This is a genomic window from Nonomuraea candida, assembly GCF_000725485.1.
GTDB classification, from domain to species: Bacteria; Actinomycetota; Actinomycetes; order Streptosporangiales; family Streptosporangiaceae; genus Nonomuraea; species Nonomuraea candida.
In genome coordinates, this window is the sequence record NZ_JOAG01000045.1 from 57,144 (window position 1) to 75,842 (window position 18,699).

Here is an 18,699-nt window from a genome sequence, read left to right on the forward strand (position 1 = left end):
GGCGCTTTTCCCGTACGACGACTGGTGGACGAAGCATGGCACCGGGCGCGTCGCGGCGGTGCCGCCCCGGCGTCACCGCGCCGTCACCGAGCGCCCGGGACGCGGAAGAAGCCCGGGACGCGGAAGAACGCCGGGACGCGGAAGAACGCGGTGTCGCCGGTTGAGCGGCCGACGGTGGGGAAGGTCGCCCTCACGGAACGTAGTGGGAGCGTCATGATCAGTAGACGGAGTGTCTTCAGGCGCAAGCCGATCGAGCACATCGCCACCGAGCACGAGGGCGAGCTGTCCAGGTCGCTCGGGTTGTGGCAGCTCACGGCCATCGGCGTGGGCGGCATCATCGGGGCGGGCATCTTCGCCCTGGCGGGCGCGGTCGCCAACGAGACCGCCGGGCCGGCCGTGCTGGTGTCGTTCCTCATCGCGGGGGTGGCCAGCGCCGCCGCCGCGCTCTCCTACGCCGAGTTCGCCGGCCTGATCCCGAAGGCCGGCTCCGCCTACACCTACGGGTACGCGGTCCTGGGCGAGATCGTCGGCTGGCTCATCGGCTGGGACCTGCTGCTGGAGTACACCGCGATCGTCGCCGTCGTGGCCATCGGCATCTCCGGCTACTTCGGCTTCCTCGTCCAGCAGCTCGGCCTGACGCTGCCCGCCTGGTCGCTCGGCGCGCCGGGCACCGGCGAGGGGCACGTGGTGGACCTGTTCGCGGTGGTGTTGTGCCTGCTCATCGCGTTCCTGCTGAACCTGGGCATCCGCGCGGCGGCCAGGTTCGAGACGTTCGTGGTGGGGGTCAAGGTCGCGGTCGTGCTGCTGGTCATCGCGGTCGGCTTCTTCCACGTCAGCACCGCCAACTACACCCCGTTCTTCCCGTACGGGGTCGGCGGCGCCATCACCGGGGCGGCCACCGTGTTCTTCGCCGTGTTCGGCTACGACGCGATGAGCACCGCGGCCGAGGAGTCGCGCGACGCCCGCCGGCACATGCCCAAGGCGATCATCTACTCGCTGGTCATCTCCATGATCCTGTACGTGCTGGCCACGCTCGTCCTGACCGGCATGCAGAACTACCGCGAGATCGACCCGGAGAGCGGCTTCTCCTCGGCCTTCGCCGCGGTCGGGCTGCCCGGCCTGGCCTCGGTGATCGCGGCGGGCGCCATCGTGGGCATCCTCACCGTGATGTTCACGTTCATGCTCGGCGTCACCCGGGTCTGGTTCTCGATGAGCCGGGACGGCCTGCTGCCCGGCTGGTTCGCCAAGCTCCACCCGGTGCGCCGGGTGCCCTCGCGCGTCACCTGGATCGTCGGCGCGGCCTCGGCGCTGATCGCCGGGTTCCTGCCCATCAGGGAGGCGGCCGAGCTGACGAACATCGGCATCCTGCTGGCGTTCGTGGTGGTGTGCGTGGCGGTGATCGTGCTGCGCTACCGGCAGCCGGACCTGCCGCGCTCGTTCCGCACCCCCTGGATGCCCGTGGTGCCGGCCGTCGGGGTGGTCTTCTCGGTCTGGCTGATCACCTTCCTCGCCCCGGTGACGTGGCTGCGCTTCGCCGCCTGGTTCGCGCTCGGGCTGGTCATCTATTTCGCGTACGGGAGGCGGCACTCCGCGCTGGAACGCTGACCCCCGTCACACCGCCCCGGTCGCGTACGTCAATGTGGTGACGGACTGCGACGACGATGTGGAGCGAGATGGACGAGCACGAACTCCTGGCGAGCCGGTTCGAGGCGCACCGGGGGCAGTTGAAGGCGGTCGCCTACCGGATGCTGGGCTCGCTCAGCGAGGCCGAGGACGCGGTGCAGGAGGCGTGGTTGCGGCTGAGCCGCAGCGACGCCGGCGAGGTGGAGAACCTCGGCGGCTGGCTCACCACGGTGGTCGGCCGGGTCTGCCTGGACATGTTGCGCGCCCGCACCTCGCGGCGGGAGGAGCCGCTGGAGGGGCGCCTGCCCGACCCGGTGGTGAGCCCGCCCGGCGGGCCCGACCCGGAGCAGGCGGCGCTGGTGGCCGACTCCGTCGGGCTGGCGCTGCTGGTGGTGCTGGAGTCGCTCGCCCCGGCCGAGCGGCTGGCGTTCGTGCTGCACGACATGTTCGCGGTGCCGTTCGAGGAGATCGCGCCGCTCGTCGGGCGTACGCCGGCCGCGACCAGGCAGCTCGCCAGCCGGGCCCGGCGGCGGGTGCGCGGGGCGGCCCCGGTGCCCGATCCCGACCTGGGCCGGCAGCGGGAGATCGTGGAGGCGTTCATCGGGGCCGCGCACCGCGGTGACTTCGCGGGGCTGGTGGCCGTGCTCGACCCCGGCGTGGTGATGCGCGCCGACGGCGGCGCGGCGCCCGAGGGCGGCTGGAAGGAGGTCCGCGGCGCGGCGAACGTGGCCGCCCAGGCGCTGTCCTTCCGCGGCCGGTCGGCGTCGACCGGGCATCCGGCGGTGGTCAACGGCCTGGCCGGGGTGGTCAACACCGTGGCGGGCAAGCCGTCGGCGGTGATGAGCTTCACGGTCGCCGGCGGGCGCATCGTCGCCATCGACATCCTCGCCGACCCCGAGCGGCTGGCCGGCCTCGACCTGGCGCCGCTGATCACCGGCTGACGTCGCCGCCGCCCTTGGCCGCGGGGCGGGCGCGCACGTGCATGCGCTCGCCCTGCGGGCCGAACAGGGCCAGCACCTCGGCCGGCTCGTCGTCGGGGTTGAGGAAGGCGTGCGGCGTGCGGGTGTCGAACTCGGCCACCTCGCCCGCCGTCAGCACCACGTCGTGCCGGCCCAGCAGCAGCCGCAGCCGCCCGGACAGCACGTAGAGCCACTCGTAGCCCTCGTGGACCTGCTGCTCGTGCTCGTAGCCCGGCCACCGCGGCGGGTAGATCTGCTTGTACGCCTGCAGCCCGCCCGGCCGCCGGCTCAGCGGGATGTACGTCATGCCGTGCTGCTTGACGGGCCGCAGGTGCACGCGCGGATCGCCGGTCACCGGCGCGTCGATCAGCTCGTCGAGCTGCACCTGGTAGGCCCTGGCCAGCAGGAGCAGCAGCTCCAGCGTCGGCCGGCGCCCGCCGGACTCCAGCCGTGACAGGGTGCTGACCGAGATGCCGGTGCTCTTGGACAGCTCTGCCAGCGTGGTGCCCCGCTCCTGGCGCAGCGCCCGCAGCCGGGGGCCCACCGCTTGCAGGACGTCATCGAGTTCCATGCCCCCACATTGCCATTTCGGCAACGACATTTGTCAAATCATCCGGCTGTCGCCGACAGTGGCGCGACACGGGTTGACCGGCAGAGTGATCGAGAGGAGTCGCGGCATGGAAGCGACGTACGACGTGGTGGTGATCGGCGGCGGCGCCGCCGGGCTCAGCGGGGCGCTGGCGCTGTCCCGGGCCCGCCGCAAGGTGCTGGTGATCGACTCGGGACAGCCGCGCAACGCGCCCGCGCAGGGGGTGCACGTCCTGCTGGGCCACGAGGGCGTGTCGCCGCGCGAGCTGCTGGCCCGCGGGCGCGCGGAGGTGACCGGCTACGGCGGCGAGGTCGTGGCCGGCGCCGTCACGGCGGCCGAGCGACTGCCCGGCGGCCGGTTCCGCGTCACGCTGGGGGACGGCTCGTCCGTGGAGGCGAGCCGGCTGCTGGTGGCCACCGGCCTGGCCGACGAGCTGCCGAAGGTGGCGGGCCTGGCCGAGCGGTGGGGCCGCGAGGTGCTGCACTGCCCGTACTGCCACGGCTGGGAGGTGCGCGACCAGGCCATCGGCATCGTGGGCACCGGCCCGCTGGCCGTGCACCAGGCGCTGCTGTGGCGGCAGTGGAGCGACAAAGTCACGCTCTTCCTGCACACCGCGCCCGAGCCGGGGGAGGAGGAGCGCGAGCAGCTCGCCGCCCGGGGCGTCACGGTGGTGGAGGGCGAGGTGAGCGAGATCGTGATGGACGGCGACCGGCTCGGCGGCGTGCGGCTGGCCGACGGGCGGGAGGTGCCCTGCCAGGCGCTGGCCGTCGGCACCGTGCTGAACGCCCGTACCGAGGGGCTGGCGGGGCTCGGGCTGGAGACGGCCACGCAGGAGATGGCCGGGCACGTCATCGGCACCTACATCCCCGCCGACCCGATGGGGAAGACCTCCGTGCCGGGCGTGTGGGTGGCGGGCAACGTGAGCAACGTGATGGACCAGGTCATCAGCGCCTCCGCGGCGGGCGTCCGCGCGGGGGCCGCCATCAACGCCGACCTGATCGCCGAGGAGGCCCGGGACGCCGCCGCCGCCCTCCGCGCCGCGACCGCCGCCGGCCCGGCCGGAGACGGCCCGGCCGGACCGGCCGCGCAGGCCGGGAGCGGGTCCGCCACCGGCTCCGGCGGCGGGACCGCGGCGGAGCCCGGGAGCGGGGCCGTGACGGAGGCGGAGTTCTGGGACGCGCGCTACAGCGAGAGCGAGCGGATCTGGAGCGGGAACCCCAACGTGGTGCTCGTCCGCGAGGTGTCCGACCTGCCGCCGGGCCGCGCGCTGGACCTGGGCTGCGGCGAGGGCGGCGACGCGATCTGGCTGGCGGGCCGGGGCTGGCGGGTGACCGCCGTCGACATCTCGGCCGTGGCGCTGGAGCGCGCCGCCCGGCACGCGGGGGAGGCCGGCGTGCCGGACGGGATCGACTGGCAGCGGCACGACCTCGGGACCTCGTTCCCGGATGGCTCCTACGACCTGGTCAGCGCCTGCTACCTGCACTCGCCGCACGACATGCCGCGCGAGCGGATCCTGCGCCGGGCCGCCGCGGCCGTCGCGCCGGGCGGGGTGCTGCTGGTGGCCGGGCACGCCGGCTGGCCGTCGTGGCAGCACGACCACCCCGAGGTGCACTTCCCGACGCCGCGGGAGGTGCTCGACTCGCTGGAGCCGGCGGAGGGGGAGTGGGAGGTGCTGCGCGCCGAGGAGTTCGAGCGCTCCCAGAACGACCCGGAGGGACGCCCGACCACCCGCACGGACAACGTGCTGATGCTCCGCCGCCGCCGGTAGGCTCCCCTCCCCGTCGGAGATCTACTTTGTAAAGGCGCCGGGCTGGGCGCGATAAACCACGCCCTTGCCGACAAGCCGCACCGAAGGCGCTGCGGCCGGGATGAAGGCGGAGTCTCCCGGCCGCAGCGTCAGGCCGGTGCCGAGTTCGGCCTTGCCCTCGACGCAGAGCACGATCTGCGGCACCCCGCCGAGCAGGGACAGGGTCTCGTCCCCGGTCAGCTCGTAGCGGCTGAGCGCGAACTCGGGGGCGGGGGGCCGGTAGTCGTAGGCGGCGGGGGAGTCGTGGACGGGCTCCACCAGGTGTGGTTCGGAGGGGGTGAAGTCCACGACGCGCATGAGCTCGGGCGCGTCGACGTGCTTGGTGGTGAGGCCGCAGCGCAGCACGTTGTCGGAGTTGGCCATGATCTCCACGCCGACGCCGCCGAGGTAGGCGTGGGGCACTCCGGCGCCGAGGTAGAGGGCCTGGCCGGGGGTGAGGCGGACGTGGTTGAGCAGGAGGGCGGCCAGGATGCCGGGGTCGCCGGGGTAGGCGCGGGCGATGTCGGCGTAGACGGTGAGGTCGTCGTCGCGGGTGCGCAGCAGGGCTTGTTCGGTGTCGGCGCGCAGGGGGCGGGCGGCGTCGTCGAGCATGCCGGCGAAGACGGTGCGCAGGGCGTGGTGGGGCTCTTGGGTGCGGAGGGTGTCGGTCCAGGGGCGCAGGGCGGGCAGGCCGAGGCGGTCGAGGAGGTCGGCGGTGGCGGCGGGTGCGCGGAAGCCGCACAGTCCGTGGAAGGGGGTGACGGCGCAGATCATCTCGGGTTTGTGCGAGGGGTCTTTGTAGGTGCGGGTGAAGTGGTCGAGGGGGATGCCGCGGGCGTTCTCGTCGGCGTAGCCGGCTCGGGCCTGCTGGGTGGTGGGGTGGACCTGGAGGGAGAGGGGGCGTTCGACGGCCAGGACTTTGAGCAGGTAGGGGAGGGTGGGGCCGAATCGGGTGGTGGTGGCCTGGCCGAGGGTGGTGGTGGGGTCGTGGGCGATGAGCTCGTTCAGCGGGGTGCCGCCGATGGTCGAGGGGGCGCCGGGGTGGGCGCCCATCCAGAGTTCGGCCTGCGGCTCGCCGGTGGGTTCCGTGCCGAACAGCTCGGGCAGGGCGGTGGCCGAGCCCCAGTCGTAGGGGCGGATGGTGGTGGCCAGGCGCTGGGGCGTGGCGGGTGGCAGGTCGGTCTGTGGCACGGCGTTGGCTCCAATCGTCGTTCATGGAGCGTAGAACGCGGTCGCCTGGTGCGCACAGCCGGGGCGGGCGTGTCGCCGGGCCCCGGGTGCGGGTGTCGTGCGGGTGGGGTTGCGGTGGGTTCAGTCGGTGTGCGGGCCGAGCAGGACGGGCATGGTGCGGGTGCTGTTGCCGAGGAGGGTGTCCAGTGGTGGGAGTTCCTCCAGCGGTGCGGCGAGTGTCATGTGCGGGAATGTGGTGAAGAGTGCTTGGAGTGCGATTTCGCCTTCGAGTCTGGCCAGTGGTGCGCCGAGGCAGAAGTGCGGGCCGTGTCCGAAGGCCAGGTGTGGTGTTTGCGGGCGGGTGAGGTCGAAGCGGTGGGCGTCTTGGCCGTACTGGTCGGGGTCGCGTCCGGTGGCGGCGAAGCAGGCCAGGACGGGTTCGCCGCCGCGCAGGGGGATGCCGTCGATCTCGGTGTCGCGTACGGCGTAGCGCATGGGGAAGTAGGCGATGGGTGAGTCCCAGCGCAGGGTCTCCTCCACGGCGGCGCTGTAGGGGCACTGCCCGGTGCGCAGCAGGTCGAGCTGGCCGGGCTGGCTGAGCAGGGCGCCGATGGCGTTGGTGATGAGGTTGACGGTGGTGACGTGGCCGGCGATGAAGAGCAGTTCGATGGTGGCGAACAGTTCGTCTTCGGACAGGCGGCCGCCGTCTTTCTCGTGCAGGGCGAACAGGTCGGTGATGAGGTCTTCGCCGGGGTCGTCGCGTCGTTCCTCGATGACCTGGTCGAGGAGTTCGTGGAGTTCTTTGCGCAGGCCGGGTGAGTCTTCCAGGCCGCCGACCTGGGCGACGGCGTCGGTGAGCCGGTGCAGTTCGTCCTGGTGGGCGGCGGGGATGCCGATGAGTTCGGAGATGACCTCGCGTGGCAGCGGGTAGGCGAATTCGAGGCGCAGGTCGACGGGCTGGTCGGGGGGTCTTTGTTTGAGGGCGTCGATGAGGCGGGTGGTGAGTTCCTCGATGCGCGGGCGCAGGCGGTTGAGTCGTCGTTGTGAGAAGGCGGCGGTGAGGGGCATGCGGAGGCGGCGGTGCTGGTCGCCTTCGGCGTTGAGCATGGAGGTGTCGGTGACGATGCGTTCGATGGCGCTGCCGGGTGGCATGGCGGCGGCGCCGGTCCAGTGGCGGAGTTCTCTGGACAGGTCGGGGTGGGTCAGGACGGTCATGAGGGTGTCGTAGCGGGTGGCGGCCCAGGCGGGGACGCCTTCGGCGGTCACGGGGACGAGCGGGCCTGCTTGGCGCAGGCGGTCGTTGTCGCCGTGCAGGTCGTGGGTGGCCGGGTCGAGGACGAAGCGGCCGTCGTGTCCGGGGCGGTCGCCGGACGGGCCGGGGTGCTGTTCCGGCGGGCCGGGGCGCTGCCCGGAGCGGCCGGGGCGGTCCTGTGAGCGGTCCTGAGCGCGGTCCCGGGAGCGGTCAGGGCGGTTGGAGAGGTCGGTCATGGTCATCCCATCCGTCGTGCGCCGATCGCCAGCGCTGTCACGTCCATGCCGGGGTCCTGGTCGAGGTAGAGGTCGCGGACCAGCTCGCCGGCGGCGGGTGCGTTGCACAGGCCGTGGCCGGAGAAGCCGGTGGCGTACAGGAAGGCGGGTGGTCCCGGCCGGTGGCCGATGAAGGCGGTCTTGTCGGGGCTGGCGTCGCGCAGGCCGGTCACGGCGGTGTGCAGGGCGAGTCCGGCCAGGCTCGGGTAGGTGTCGGTGAGTTGCCGGGCGACCTGGCGGCGCCATGATTCGCGGTCGGGTCCGGGGTAGCCCATGCCGATGAGCATGCGGTCGTCGCGCCGGCGGATGAGCAGGCCGCTGGCGGCGTGGAGGGTGACCGGGATGTCGGGTGTGCCGGGTGGTAGCGGGTCGGTGGTGAGCAGTTCCTGTTCGATGGGTTCGGTGAGGGGCAGGTCGACGCCGGCGCAGCGGACGAGTGAGGCGGACCAGGCGCCGGCGGCGCAGACGATGGCGTCGGCGGAGATCTCTCCGTCGGCGGTCTGGACGCGTCCGGCTTCGGGGTCGATGGCGGTGACCGGGCAGCCGGTGCGCAGTGCGGCGCCGGCGCGTTCGGCGGCGGTGGCGTAGGCGGTGACGATGGCGGTGGTGTCGGAGATGTAGGCGTCGGGTGAGTAGGCGGCGGCGGTCAGCGGCAGGTCGCCGATGAGCGGGTTGTGCCGTCTGGCCTCGTCGGGGGTGATGAGTTCGACGTTGACGCCGGCGGCGCGCTGGGCGGGCTGGTCGGCGTGGAAGGCGGCGACCTGGTCGTCGTCGGTGAACAGGACGAGGTAGCCGACCTGGCGTAGTGGCAGTTCGGTGCCGGGCCTGGTGGGGAAGGCGCGGTAGGCCTCGAGGCTGCGTACGGCCAGGGCGGAGCTGAGGGGGTTGCCGGCGAAGTAGGAGCGGACGACGTCGGCGGTGGCGCGGGAGGCGCCGGAGCCGAGGGTGCCGCGTTCGAGCAGGGTGACGTCGACGCCGGCTTCGGCGAGGTGGAAGGCGATCGACAGCCCGATGACGCCGCCGCCGATCACCACCACGCGTGAGTCGGTGCTCATGTCAGGGCCTGCGTTCTGCGCAGGTGGTCGCCTGCCTGCCAGGGGAAGAGGTGGAGGTTCCAGCCGCCGAGGCAGTTGCAGTAGAGGGCCATGTGGGCCATGATCGCGGCGAAGTCCTCGTGGCTGTCGAGGCGTTCGAGGCCGGCCAGGAGTCGCTGGGTGAAGTCCCAGAGGCGGTCCAGGCCGCAGTAGCCGAGGAATTCGGCCGGGGTGTGGGCGAGCTGGCGGGTCATCTGGCGCAGCCAGGGCATGGGCATGCCGTCGAGGGCGGCGCGGACGAGGCCGCCGTAGCAGCTGTAGCCGAGGGGGCGGGTTTCGCCGTTGACGAACAGGAGTGTGGTCAGGACGGTCTCGTAGCTGCCGGCGCCGGAGGGGATGCGGCCTTGGTGCAGGTCGAGGAGTTCCTGGGGCGGGTCGAGCCAGATGCGCTGGGTCTCGGCGTGGACTTCGGTGGCGAGCTGGTTGAGCTGGGGGTCGCCGATGGGCAGGCGGGGCAGGTCGTGTCCGCCGGGTTCGCCGGCGCGGCGTACTTCGGCGATGACGGGTGTCTTGGTGCTGTAGACGGAGTGCCAGACTTCGCGGCCGGCTTGGGCGAGGGCTTCGAGGTCCTGTTCGGCGACCTGGCCGATGGGGGTGGCGGTCATGGGTTCGGTGAGTTCGCCGTATTTGATGCCGAGGTGTTGCAGGCGGGAGCAGAACAGGGTGCCGTCGGGGACGGTGCGCCGGTCCACGCGGTATTCGGCCTCGGTGTGCAGGAGCGAGTGGGCGGGGGCGACGTGGTAGAGGTGGTAGCCGGCGACCAGGGCGTGGCCTTGGAGGCTGCGGTAAGGCAGGGCGTCCCACAGGCATTGGGCCAGTGCGCGGTTGCGTTGGTCGAGTTCGGCGTTGACGGTGATGCCGATGCTGGGCCAGGTGATTTCGATACGCTTTGTCTCGTTCACAGTGTGTCACTCTAGCGTGACTGTTTGTGGTGATAGTGGGCGGGGTTGGAGTGTTTACCGGCCCGTTGGGGGTGTTTACCGCTCCATGACCGCCTTGTGGTCGTGGTCGTCCATGACCAGGGCCCGGCTGCGGTCGTCGGCCCAGATGGAGGTGGTGTCGACGTACGGGCGGAGCAGCGCGGTCAGGGCCGGGTCGGGGCGGCCGCGCAGGGCGTCGAGGGCGATCTTGCGGGCCACGCCGGCCATCACGTCGGCGACCTGCACGCGTTCGTCCAGCTCGGAGTCGGCGAGCCGGATGCCGGCCAGGCGGCCGTCGAGGATCCTGCCCAGGTGCGCGACGCGCTCGTCGGTGAGGGTGGTCTGCTCGTCGTGCACGACGGAGACGGGGCGGCCGTCGGCGCCCCAGGAGGTGACGGCGGCGACGATGGCGGGGATGAGCGGGTCGAGCGCGGGGAAGACGTACGGGTCGGCGAGCAGCCGTTCCCGGAAGGCGGCGACGCGGGGCCTGGCCCGCCACAGCTCCCGCATGAAGGCGCCGGCCGGCCCGTCGGCCCCGCGCAGCTCGTCCACCAGGCGGAAGGTGTCCTCGACCGAGGTGGTGACGCCCTGGCCGTTCTTGGCCCGCAGCAGGTAGTTGAACGCGTCGAGGAAGGCGGTCCACCGCGCGTCGCCGAAGGCGCGCCGGCCCTCGCGGTAGAGGGCGGTGGCGGTGGCGGTGGCGCGGGGGTCGAGGCCGAGGCGGGGCGCGTGGTCGTCCTGGAGCAGGCCGGCGACCTTGCCGACGACGTAGAAGATCTTGTCGGTCAGGAAGACGCGCGCGTTGCCGAGCACGGGGCCCTCGGGGCCGAGCAGCCACAGCAGGGCGGCGCGGTGCTTGTCGCGCAGCACGTGGCCGGCGCGGTACTGGGTGGCCGGGGTGGGCGCCCGCTCGCGCAGCTCGGCCACGCAGGCGGCCGCGGCCCGCGCGTCCATGTGCACGGCGGCATGGGCGAAGACGTCGCTGTTGCCGCCGACGAGCTTCTCGCCCTCCGAGCCGGACTCGTCGCACACGATCTCGCGGGGTTCGTACACGCCGGCGAATCTAGCCGGACGCCGGGCCGCTCCGCGAGGCGATTTCGGGCGGGGGCTTCAGCCGGTGCGGGTGAACTGCTGGTTGTGGCCGCCGTTGCACGGGTACTGCTTGAGCTGCACGTCGTTGGCGGTGGCCGAGCCGGGCACGTCGGCGCACTTGCCGGAGTGCCTGGCGACCAGCCGCAGGTGGCCGCCGCCGGCGTCCTGCAGGGTCCATTGCTGGTTGGCGCCGGCGCCGCAGCCGTACTGCTGCAGGGCGGCCCCGTCGGCGGTGCTCGCGCCGTTGACGTCGAGACATCTGCCGGAGTTGCGGGCGATGAGCTGCACGTATCCGCCGCTGATCGTCTGGATGCGCCACTGCTGGTTGGCGCCGCCGTTGCAGTCGTACTGGATGACGGGGGCCAGGTCGGCGGTGGAGGCGTTGCGCACGTCGGCGCACTTGCCGGAGTGCCGCACCGTCAGCCGGTCGAAGCCGGAGCCGCTCGTGGTGACGGTGCCGGCGGCGGCGTCGATGGTGAGGTGGGCGGCGTAGGTCAGGCTCATGGTCGTGCCGCCGGAGAAGTGGATCGGCAGCCACACGTAGCGGGAGTCGTTGACCGGGCCGCCCCAGGCGCCCGCCCACCGGTCGCCCACGTAGAGGTAGGACGTGCTCGACGTGCCCTGCACGGGCAGCACGAAGGCCGGCTGGGAGCCGTAGGTGAGCCGGTCCCCGGCGTTCTGCCAGGCGCTCCAGGGGCCGGTGATGGTGGTGGCGGTGGCGTACTTGGCCTGGTTGGGCTGCCAGCCGGTGGCGCCCGAGGTGAGCAGGAAGTACACGCCGTCGCGTCTGAACAGGGCGGGCGCCTCCCGGTGGTCGCCGTCCCACGCGCGCACCAGGGCGGCCACGTCGGTGTGGTCGGCCGTCAGGCGGTAGATGTGCAGGTCGTAGTTCTCGTCGGCGGCCGAGATCATGTAGCCGGTGCCGTCGGTGTCCACGTAGGCGGTGATGTCGCGTGACATGTGGCCGAGCGGGCGGAAGCTGCGCAGGTAGGTGTAGTCGCCGTCCACGGTGTCGGAGACGGCGACGGCGGCGCGGGCCTCGCCGTAGTCGCGGCCGTTCTCCTTGTGCATCCACATGACGAACCGGCCGGTGGCGGGGTTGAAGATGACCTTGGGCCGTTCGATGTTGGCGACCCGCAGTTCCGCGGCGCTGGACTGGGTCAGCACGTGGTTGCGGAACTCCCAGGTGCGCAGGTCCGCCGAGCGGTAGGCGGAGACGTAGCGGAAGGTGCCGTCGGCGTTGCGGTTCTCGCCGAACCAGTAGTAGTGCGCGCCTACCTTGATCATGCCGCCGCCGTGGGCGTGCAGCAGGTTGCCCGAGGTGTCGGTGAACTGGGCGCCGACCGGCACGGTGACGGGCGCCGCGACGGGCGCAGTGAGGGGCGCCGTGTTGGGGGCTGTGGTGGGGGCCGCCAGGGCGGGCGGGGCGGGCAGGAGGGCGAGGAGGAGCGCGGCGATCAGGAGGAGGGCGCGGGGCATGGGGTGCTCCTTCCGGAGGTGGCCGGCCTTGGCGTGCGCGGGGAGCCTCCGGCGCTCCGCCACCGCCGGGTGACCGGCCGCGGCGGGCGCCGTGACGCGGACGCTAGACGCGGCTGCCGCGCCGGTCAATGCGGGCGCCGTGACGCGGGTGCTAGACGCGGCTGCTCCGCCGGTCAGCGCGGCCGTCCGCGCCGGTCGCGTGCGCGGCCCGGTGGCGGCGGCCGGGCAGGGAGAGCGTGACCGCCGCCGCCACGAGCGCGGCGCCGCAGCCGACCAGCATCCCGGTACGGAACCCCGCCTCCGACGGCACCGCGTGCCCGCCGAAGTCGACGGTGAGCTGGGACAGCACGAGCCCGACGACGGCGGCCGAGACGGTGGTGCCGATGGAGCGCATCAGCGTGTTGAAGCTGTTGGCCGCGCCGGTCTCCGACAGGGGCACGGCGCCCATGATGAGGGCCGGCATCGCGCCGTAGGCGAAGGCCACGCCGATGCCGCACACGCAGGTGACGACCAGCAGGCCCCAGGTGGAGCCGAGCAGGACGGTGGAGGAGCCGTAGCCGAGGGCCAGGACGAGGCTGCCGGTGATCAGCGTCGCCTTCGGGCCGCGGGCGGCCGACAGGCGGGCGCCGAGGGGGGAGATGAGCATCATCATCAGCCCGGAGGGCGCCATCCACAGGCCGGCGGCCAGCATCGACTGTCCCAGGCCGTGGCCGGTCGCCTCGGGCAGCTGCAGGATCTGGATGACGATCAGCGACTGGGCGTACATGGAGAAGCCGACCACGATCGAGGCCAGGTTCGTCAGCAGCACCTGCGGGCGGGCGGTGACGCGCAGGTCGACCAGCGGGTCGCGGACGCGCAGCTCCCACCCGCCCCAGGCGAGCAGCAGCAGCACCGCGGCGGCCAGCAGCCCGAGCGTGACGCCGCTGCCCCAGCCCCAGTCGGCGCCCTTGGAGACGCCCAGCAGCAGGCAGACCAGGCCCGCGCCGAGGCCGAGCGCGCCCAGGACGTCGACGCGGCCCCTGGCCGCCGCGGGCGTGGCCGGGACCAGCAGCCGGATGAGCACCGCCACCACCAGGCCCAGCGCGGCCGTGCCCCAGAACAGCGCCCGCCAGCTCGCGTACTCGGCGACCGCGGCGGCGATCGGCAGGCCGAGCGCGCCGCCGATGCCCATGGACGAGCTCATCAGCGCGATGGAGGGGCCGAGCCGGTCGGGCGGCAGCACGTCGCGCAGGGCGCTGATGCCCAGCGGGATCATGCCCATGCCCTGCAGCCCGCGCCCGATGATCATCGGGGTGAGCGATCCGGCCAGCGCGCACACGACGCACCCCGCGATCAGGGGGATCGCGCAGATGAGCATCATGCGGCGCTTGCCGTACAGGTCGCCCAGGCGTCCCATCACCGGCGTGGTGACGGCGCCCGCCAGCAGCGTCGCGGTGACCACCCAGGAGGCACACCTCGGCGCTGTTGCGCGCCGGGCTGGCCGAGCGCATCCCCGACCCCGAGGGCGGGATCGCCCGCAAGTTCCGCCTCACCGAGGAGGGGAAGCGTTACCTCGACGCCGAGCGGGCCAGGAACATCAGCGGGCTGGAGAAGGTGCTGGCCGGCTGGACGGCCGAGGAGGTCACCGAGTTCGCGGCCTACCTCAGGCGCTTCAACACCGACATCGAACGCCTCGGCGGCCGCTCCTGGCCCCGCCCTGACCGCGCCTCCCGCCCGAACAGGGCCGCGGGCGTGTAGCCGCCCACCCGTGTGCGGGGCGGGTTCGTGGGTAGCCGTGAGCAGGTGAATCGTGACGAGGAACTCGACTTCGGTTTCGCCTTCGAAGACCGGTACCGGCCGCTGCTGGCCGTCCTCGGCGTCCGTCCGGACACCTGCCGGCTCACGCTGACCGGCGAGGTGCTGCGGGTGCGGTTCGGGCCGTGGCTGGTGCTGTCGCCACGCGCCAACGTCGCCGCCGCCGAGCTGTCCGGCCCCTTCTCGCCGCTCAAGGCGATCGGGGTGCGCGTGTCGCTGTCCGACGGCGGGCTCACCTTCGGCAGCAGCACGCGGCAGGGCGTCTGCATCCGCTTCCACCGCTCGGTGTCCGGCAGCGACCCTCTCGGCGTGCTGCGCCATCCCGCGCTGACCGTCACCGTGGAGGATGCGGCCCGCCTGGCGGGCCTGCTCACCCGGCGAGAGCCGTCCCGCGTCCCGCACGCCTGACCCGGCTGTCCGTCCTGCGTCCCGCACGCCTGACCCGGCTGTCCGCCCCACGGGTAAGCCGTTTCCCTGCCGTGCCGCCTCAGGACGACGGGTCCGACCAGCGTTCATACAGCAGTGGATATGGGGGGATGTGCACTATCACTATTAGACATCGTCTGATCATGTCTGCTTTGCTCCTGCTCGCTGACCTCTTGTACGGACGACGAGCTGACGGACGAGCGAGGACCCGACATGCGTTACCCCCGAGCCGCCGCGGCGCTGCCCGCGACCGCCCTGGCGATCTCCCTGCTGACCTGCGGCGCCTTCGCCCCGGCCACCGCCGCGGCGGCCACGAAGCCCGCCACGAAGCCCGCCACGAAGCCCGCCACGAAGCCCGCAGCCGCGCACACCGTGGTTCGGGAGCCGGTCGAGGCGCGGGTGAAGAAGGAGCTGCGGGCCCTGGAGAGGGCGTTCAACGGCCGGATCGGCGCGTACGCCTTCGACGCGGCCAGCGGCAGGACGGTGTCGTACCGGGCGGGTGAGCGCTTCCCCATGTTGTCCACGTTCAAGGCGCCCCTGTGCGCGGCCGTGCTGCACAAGGCGCGCACCTCCTCACCCGGCCTGATGAGCAAGGTCATCAGGTGGACAGCCGCCGACATGACGCCCAACTCGCCGGTCACGGAGAAGCACCTCAAGGACGGGCTGACGGTCTCCCGGCTGTGCGAGGCGGCCGTCACCCGCAGCGACGGCACCGCCTCCAACCTGCTGCTCAGGCAGATCGGCGGGCCCGCCGGGCTGACGGCCTACTTCCGCACGCTCAAGGACCCGCTCTCCCGCATGGACCGGTGGCACCCGGAGCTGAACGACTGGACGCCCAAGGACAAGCGCGACACCACCACGCCCGCCGCCATCGCCCGCGACCTGCGCCTGCTCACCACCGGGACCGCGCTGCACGCCAAGGACCGCGAGCAGCTCCTCGCCTGGCTGCTGAGGAGCGAGGTCGGCGCCGAACGCATCCCCGCCGGCCTGCCCAAGAGCTGGACGGTCGCCCACAAGACCGGCACCAACTCCAGCGGGTTCGGCGGCGGGAACGACGTCGCCGTCATCTGGCCGGCCAAGGGCGCCGCGCCCATCGTCATGGCCGTCTACACCAACCGCACCCCGGGCCTGCCCACCGACAATCAGACCATCGCGAAGACGGCCACCGTCCTGGCCCGCGCCCTCGGCAGGCTCTGACCCTCCCGCGCCTCCTCATGGCCTGTTCGGCCTGTTCGGCCTGACCGCCGACGGCGCCGCCTTTCGCCCGGAGCCGTCTTCCGCCCCGCGCTCTTCCGCCCGGCGCCGCCGGCGCGGGGCTGCGGCAGGGGTCAGGAGCGCAGGTCGGCGGCCAGTTCGGCGGCGGTGGCGAGGTCCTTGGCGACGCTCTGGCGTTCGTCCTCGGTCAGCTCCAGGGCGTCGACCTCGGACAGCAGCGCCGCCGCGGCCTCCCGGTCACCGGTGCGCAGCCGCAGCTCGGCCAGGTAGACCAGGGCGGGCAGCCGCTGGACGGCGGGCGCGTCGGCGTGCCGGGCCAGGCCGTTCTCCAGCACGCGGATGCCCGCGGCGTCGTGGCCGTGCGAGTCGGCCTGGCGGGCGGCGGCGGCCACCGCGCGCGCCAGCCGACCCTCCTCGGGGGTGGGCTCGTCGGGCTTGCGCCGGGTGATGCGCACCCAGTTCCCGCCCGGGTCCACGACCATGAACCCGCCCGCCGTGCCCTGCATGCGGCGCGGCCGGGTCATCCGCGGTATCCCGGAGGCCGGCACTTTCCCGTACGCGGCCCGCAGCCCCGCCGCGAACGGCGCGTGCAGCTCCTCGGTGTCGTCCACCGCCACGATCACGTTCCCCATCGACTCGGCGGGGTCGAACTCGGGCACGCCGAAGAAGTGCAGCTCGATGCCGCCCCGGCGGACGGCGGCGTAGGGGTTGGGGCGCTCCTGGCGGTAGCTCACCTCGAACCCGAGCGCCTGGTAGAAGGGCAGGACGTCGTCGAGGTGGCGGCATGGCAGGCAGGGGATGACGGTCTCGGCTCGCATGGAAACATCGTACGCTGTTCGGAGTATTTCTTGCAGGAGGATATCCCGATGGAGTACGCGGGACGCGGTGACCCGGCACGCACGATGGCCCTGCTCTGGACCGGGCTGCCCGCTCCGAGACGGGGGCCCCGGCAGCGGCTGGAGCTGTCGCGCATCGTCGACGCCGCCATCGCCGAGGCCGACGGCGCCGGTCCCGCCGCCCTGTCGATGCGGGCGCTGGCCCAGGTGCTGGGCATCGGCACCGCCTCGCTCTACACGTACGTGCCGGGCAAGGCCGAGTTGCTGGAGCTGATGGTCGACCGGGTGGCCGGGGCGCAGCCGCTGCCCGACCCCGAGTCCGGCTGGCGGGAGGGGCTGCGCGAGGTCGCCCGCGCCGACCTGGCCGCCTTCCGCGCCCATCCGTGGCTGCTGCAGGTCTCCACCTCGCGCACCGTCTTCGGGCCGAACGTCCTGACCCGGTACGAAGCCACGCTGACCCTGCTCGACGGCCACGGCCTGCCCCCCGCCGAGCTGGTGCGCTGCGTGGCGGCGCTGGAGTCGTACACGCGGGGGGCCGCCTCGGCGGTCGTGGAGGCGGAGCGGGCGCCCGCGCTGACCGGCAGCAGCGACGACGAATGGTGGCAGCGGCGGGTCCCGTTCCTGGAGGAGCACATGAACGGCCGCTTCCCGCTGTTCGCGGCCCTGGAGTCGGCCGGGGCGTTCGCGGTGTCGGACACGGGGGCGCCGTACACGGTGCAGCGGGCGCTCGACCGCTTCCACCACGGCCTGGACCTGCTGCTGGACTCCATCGCCACCCGCATCGCCACCGCCCGCTCCTGACCCGCCGGCTCCTGACGCGCCGGCTCCTGACGCGCCGGCTCCTGACGCGCCCGCTGCCGGGTCGCCCGCTGCCGGGTCGTCCGCTGCCGGCCGCGCGCCCCTGACGCGGACTACCTGAGGCTCTCGTTCCGGCGGGCGCTCCAGACCGCGAGCGCGGCGGCCGAGACGAGCGCGCCGGCCAGCCACAGGACGCCCTGGAGCGGCAGGGCGTCCACGATCGTGCCGCCGGCCAGCGCCCCGAGCCCGATCGAGAGGTTGAACACCGCCACCCACAACGCCGACGCCTCCTCGACCGCCTCCGGCGCAGCCTTGATCATCCACGTCTGGAGGCTCGTGGAGACCCCGCCGTAGACCAGGCCCCAGACGACGAGCAGCGCCACCCCGCCCGCGCCGGTGAGCCCCGCCACGGGATAGAGCAGCAGGGCCGCACCCAGACCGGCGGCGATGACCAGGACCGTCCGGTGCAGCCGCCGCGCCACGGCGGCGCCCGCGACGAAGTTCCCCGCGACGCCCGCCACGCCGAACCCGAACAGCAGCGGCCCGACCAGTCCCGCGTCGATCCCCGACAGCTCCCGCAGCACGGGGGTGACGAACGTGTAGGCCGTGAAGTGCCCGGTCACGATCAGGAAGGTCGCCAGGATGCCGATCCGGACGCCCCGGACGCGGAACTGGCCGGCCAGCCGCCGCAGGCCGACCGGCCGGGCGGCGGTCAGCGGCGGCAGCACGGCCAGCAGGGCGGCCAGCACGACCAGCGCCAGGGCGCTCAGCGCGCCGAACGCCACCCGCCAGTCCGCCAGCCCGCCGATCATCGTGCCGAGGGGGACGCCGAAGACGTTCGCGGCCCCGACGCCGCCGAAGATGATCGCGGTGGCCCGCGGCACGAGCGGGGCCGGGACGAGCCGTACGGCCAGGCCGCCGGCGATCGCCCAGAACCCGCCGATCGCCACCCCGACCAGCACGCGGGCGGCGATCAGGAGCGGATAGTCCGGGGCCAGCGCGGAGGCCAGGTTGGCCACCGTCATGAGGCCCATCAGGCCGATGAGCAGGAGCCGGCGGTCCATCCTGCCGACGAGCACGGGGACCAGCGGCGCCGCGACGGCGGCGACGACGCCGGGCACCGTGACCATGAGCCCGGCCGCGCCCTCCGACACCGACAGCGCCGAGCCGACGGGGGTGAGCAGCCCGATGGGCAGCTGCTCGGCCGTCACCAGGAGAAAGGTGCCGAAGGCCACGGCCGACACCGCGATCCAGGGGTGCGGCGCCGGCGTGTCCCGCGGGGCCGTGGTGGGTTCTGTTGCCGTCACGTCGAGCTCTCTTCTCTCTCATTTGGGAGCGCTCGCTCCCGTACGGCGGCACACCCTAGTACGGGAGCGAGCGCTCCACAACCC

General features: G+C 73.1%; 17 protein-coding genes. 7 read left to right on the top strand and 10 right to left on the bottom strand.

What is annotated here, in order from left to right:
• The first annotated feature begins 213 nt into the window (after positions 1 to 213).
• Positions 214 to 1,605, top strand: coding sequence for an amino acid permease (locus tag IO39_RS34950; protein ID WP_043632586.1), 1,392 nt, complete (start codon positions 214 to 216; stop codon positions 1,603 to 1,605).
• A 68-nt stretch (positions 1,606 to 1,673) separates the two neighbouring features.
• A complete protein-coding gene (locus tag IO39_RS34955) occupies positions 1,674 to 2,564 on the top strand; it encodes a sigma-70 family RNA polymerase sigma factor (protein ID WP_043632589.1) in 891 nt (296 codons plus the stop codon).
• Here IO39_RS34955 and IO39_RS34960 read toward each other — a convergent pair.
• Complete coding sequence (locus IO39_RS34960; RefSeq protein WP_043632592.1) at positions 2,554 to 3,153, bottom strand: helix-turn-helix domain-containing protein; 600 nt, start codon at positions 3,151 to 3,153, stop codon at positions 2,554 to 2,556. The genes IO39_RS34955 and IO39_RS34960 overlap by 11 nt on opposite strands.
• A gap of 106 nt (positions 3,154 to 3,259) precedes the next feature.
• Here IO39_RS34960 and IO39_RS34965 point away from each other — a divergent pair, with 106 nt between their 5' ends.
• Entirely contained in the window at positions 3,260 to 4,939 is a 1,680-nt protein-coding gene (locus IO39_RS34965; protein ID WP_043632595.1) for an FAD-dependent oxidoreductase, read from the top strand.
• A 21-nt stretch (positions 4,940 to 4,960) separates the two neighbouring features.
• On the opposite strand, the gene manA is transcribed toward IO39_RS34965, so the two are convergent.
• The 7 genes from manA to IO39_RS35000 form a co-directional block, all read right to left on the bottom strand.
• Positions 4,961 to 6,148, bottom strand: coding sequence for a mannose-6-phosphate isomerase, class I (gene manA, locus IO39_RS34970; protein WP_245642473.1), 1,188 nt, complete (start codon positions 6,146 to 6,148; stop codon positions 4,961 to 4,963).
• A 120-nt stretch (positions 6,149 to 6,268) separates the two neighbouring features.
• Positions 6,269 to 7,621: a cytochrome P450 family protein gene (locus tag IO39_RS34975; RefSeq protein ID WP_084774003.1), complete on the bottom strand. Its 1,353-nt coding sequence runs from the start codon at positions 7,619 to 7,621 to the stop codon at positions 6,269 to 6,271.
• Positions 7,618 to 8,709, bottom strand: a complete 1,092-nt coding sequence (locus tag IO39_RS34980) for an NAD(P)/FAD-dependent oxidoreductase (RefSeq protein WP_043632598.1) — start codon at positions 8,707 to 8,709, stop codon at positions 7,618 to 7,620. Before IO39_RS34980 ends, IO39_RS34975 begins: the two co-directional genes overlap by 4 nt.
• Positions 8,706 to 9,650, bottom strand: a complete 945-nt coding sequence (locus IO39_RS34985; RefSeq protein ID WP_043632601.1) for a cucumopine synthase-related protein — start codon at positions 9,648 to 9,650, stop codon at positions 8,706 to 8,708. The genes IO39_RS34980 and IO39_RS34985 overlap by 4 nt, the downstream gene beginning before the upstream one ends.
• A 75-nt stretch (positions 9,651 to 9,725) precedes the next feature.
• Complete coding sequence (locus IO39_RS34990) at positions 9,726 to 10,721, bottom strand: hypothetical protein (RefSeq protein ID WP_052423762.1); 996 nt, start codon at positions 10,719 to 10,721, stop codon at positions 9,726 to 9,728.
• 57 nt (positions 10,722 to 10,778) lie between these two features.
• Positions 10,779 to 12,239 (bottom strand): RICIN domain-containing protein, encoded by a 1,461-nt coding sequence (locus tag IO39_RS34995; RefSeq protein WP_043632604.1) that lies wholly within the window; start codon positions 12,237 to 12,239, stop codon positions 10,779 to 10,781.
• 151 nt (positions 12,240 to 12,390) lie between these two features.
• Positions 12,391 to 13,680, bottom strand: coding sequence for an MFS transporter (locus tag IO39_RS35000; RefSeq protein WP_084774005.1), 1,290 nt, complete (start codon positions 13,678 to 13,680; stop codon positions 12,391 to 12,393).
• A gap of 23 nt (positions 13,681 to 13,703) precedes the next feature.
• On the opposite strand from IO39_RS35000, the gene IO39_RS35005 reads away from it, so the two are divergent.
• The 3 genes from IO39_RS35005 (at position 13,704) to bla (ending at position 15,656) form a co-directional block, all read left to right on the top strand.
• Complete coding sequence (locus IO39_RS35005; protein WP_211267272.1) at positions 13,704 to 13,976, top strand: winged helix DNA-binding protein; 273 nt, start codon at positions 13,704 to 13,706, stop codon at positions 13,974 to 13,976.
• A 45-nt stretch (positions 13,977 to 14,021) separates the two neighbouring features.
• On the top strand, positions 14,022 to 14,441 hold the full coding sequence (locus IO39_RS35010) for a hypothetical protein (protein ID WP_052423763.1): 420 nt from the start codon (positions 14,022 to 14,024) through the stop codon (positions 14,439 to 14,441).
• A 231-nt stretch (positions 14,442 to 14,672) separates the two neighbouring features.
• Entirely contained in the window at positions 14,673 to 15,656 is a 984-nt protein-coding gene (gene bla, locus IO39_RS35015) for a class A beta-lactamase (protein ID WP_043632607.1), read from the top strand.
• A gap of 131 nt (positions 15,657 to 15,787) precedes the next feature.
• Here bla and IO39_RS35020 read toward each other — a convergent pair whose 3' ends face one another.
• On the bottom strand, positions 15,788 to 16,492 hold the full coding sequence (locus IO39_RS35020; protein WP_043632610.1) for a bleomycin resistance protein: 705 nt from the start codon (positions 16,490 to 16,492) through the stop codon (positions 15,788 to 15,790).
• A gap of 48 nt (positions 16,493 to 16,540) precedes the next feature.
• Between IO39_RS35020 and IO39_RS35025 the strand changes: the two genes are divergently transcribed.
• Positions 16,541 to 17,311: a TetR/AcrR family transcriptional regulator gene (locus IO39_RS35025; RefSeq protein ID WP_043632613.1), complete on the top strand. Its 771-nt coding sequence runs from the start codon at positions 16,541 to 16,543 to the stop codon at positions 17,309 to 17,311.
• A gap of 110 nt (positions 17,312 to 17,421) precedes the next feature.
• Here IO39_RS35025 and IO39_RS35030 read toward each other — a convergent pair whose 3' ends face one another.
• Entirely contained in the window at positions 17,422 to 18,615 is a 1,194-nt protein-coding gene (locus tag IO39_RS35030) for an MFS transporter (RefSeq protein WP_043632616.1), read from the bottom strand.
• Positions 18,616 to 18,699 lie beyond the last annotated feature (84 nt).

What these genes read in the sequence shown, in the direction of transcription:
- IO39_RS34965 (WP_043632595.1), top strand. Translation starts at nt 3,260, where the DNA reads ATGGAAGCGACGTACGACGTGGTGGTGATCGGCGGCGGCGCCGCCGGG.
- IO39_RS34980 (WP_043632598.1), bottom strand. Translation starts at nt 8,709, where the DNA reads ATGAGCACCGACTCACGCGTGGTGGTGATCGGCGGCGGCGTCATCGGG.
- IO39_RS35020 (WP_043632610.1), bottom strand. Translation starts at nt 16,492, where the DNA reads ATGCGAGCCGAGACCGTCATCCCCTGCCTGCCATGCCGCCACCTCGAC.
- IO39_RS34960 (WP_043632592.1), bottom strand. Translation starts at nt 3,153, where the DNA reads ATGGAACTCGATGACGTCCTGCAAGCGGTGGGCCCCCGGCTGCGGGCG.
- IO39_RS34955 (WP_043632589.1), top strand. Translation starts at nt 1,674, where the DNA reads ATGGACGAGCACGAACTCCTGGCGAGCCGGTTCGAGGCGCACCGGGGG.
- IO39_RS34950 (WP_043632586.1), top strand. Translation starts at nt 214, where the DNA reads ATGATCAGTAGACGGAGTGTCTTCAGGCGCAAGCCGATCGAGCACATC.
- IO39_RS35025 (WP_043632613.1), top strand. Translation starts at nt 16,541, where the DNA reads ATGGAGTACGCGGGACGCGGTGACCCGGCACGCACGATGGCCCTGCTC.
- IO39_RS34995 (WP_043632604.1), bottom strand. Translation starts at nt 12,239, where the DNA reads ATGCCCCGCGCCCTCCTCCTGATCGCCGCGCTCCTCCTCGCCCTCCTG.
- IO39_RS34975 (WP_084774003.1), bottom strand. Translation starts at nt 7,621, where the DNA reads ATGACCATGACCGACCTCTCCAACCGCCCTGACCGCTCCCGGGACCGC.
- bla (WP_043632607.1), top strand. Translation starts at nt 14,673, where the DNA reads ATGCGTTACCCCCGAGCCGCCGCGGCGCTGCCCGCGACCGCCCTGGCG.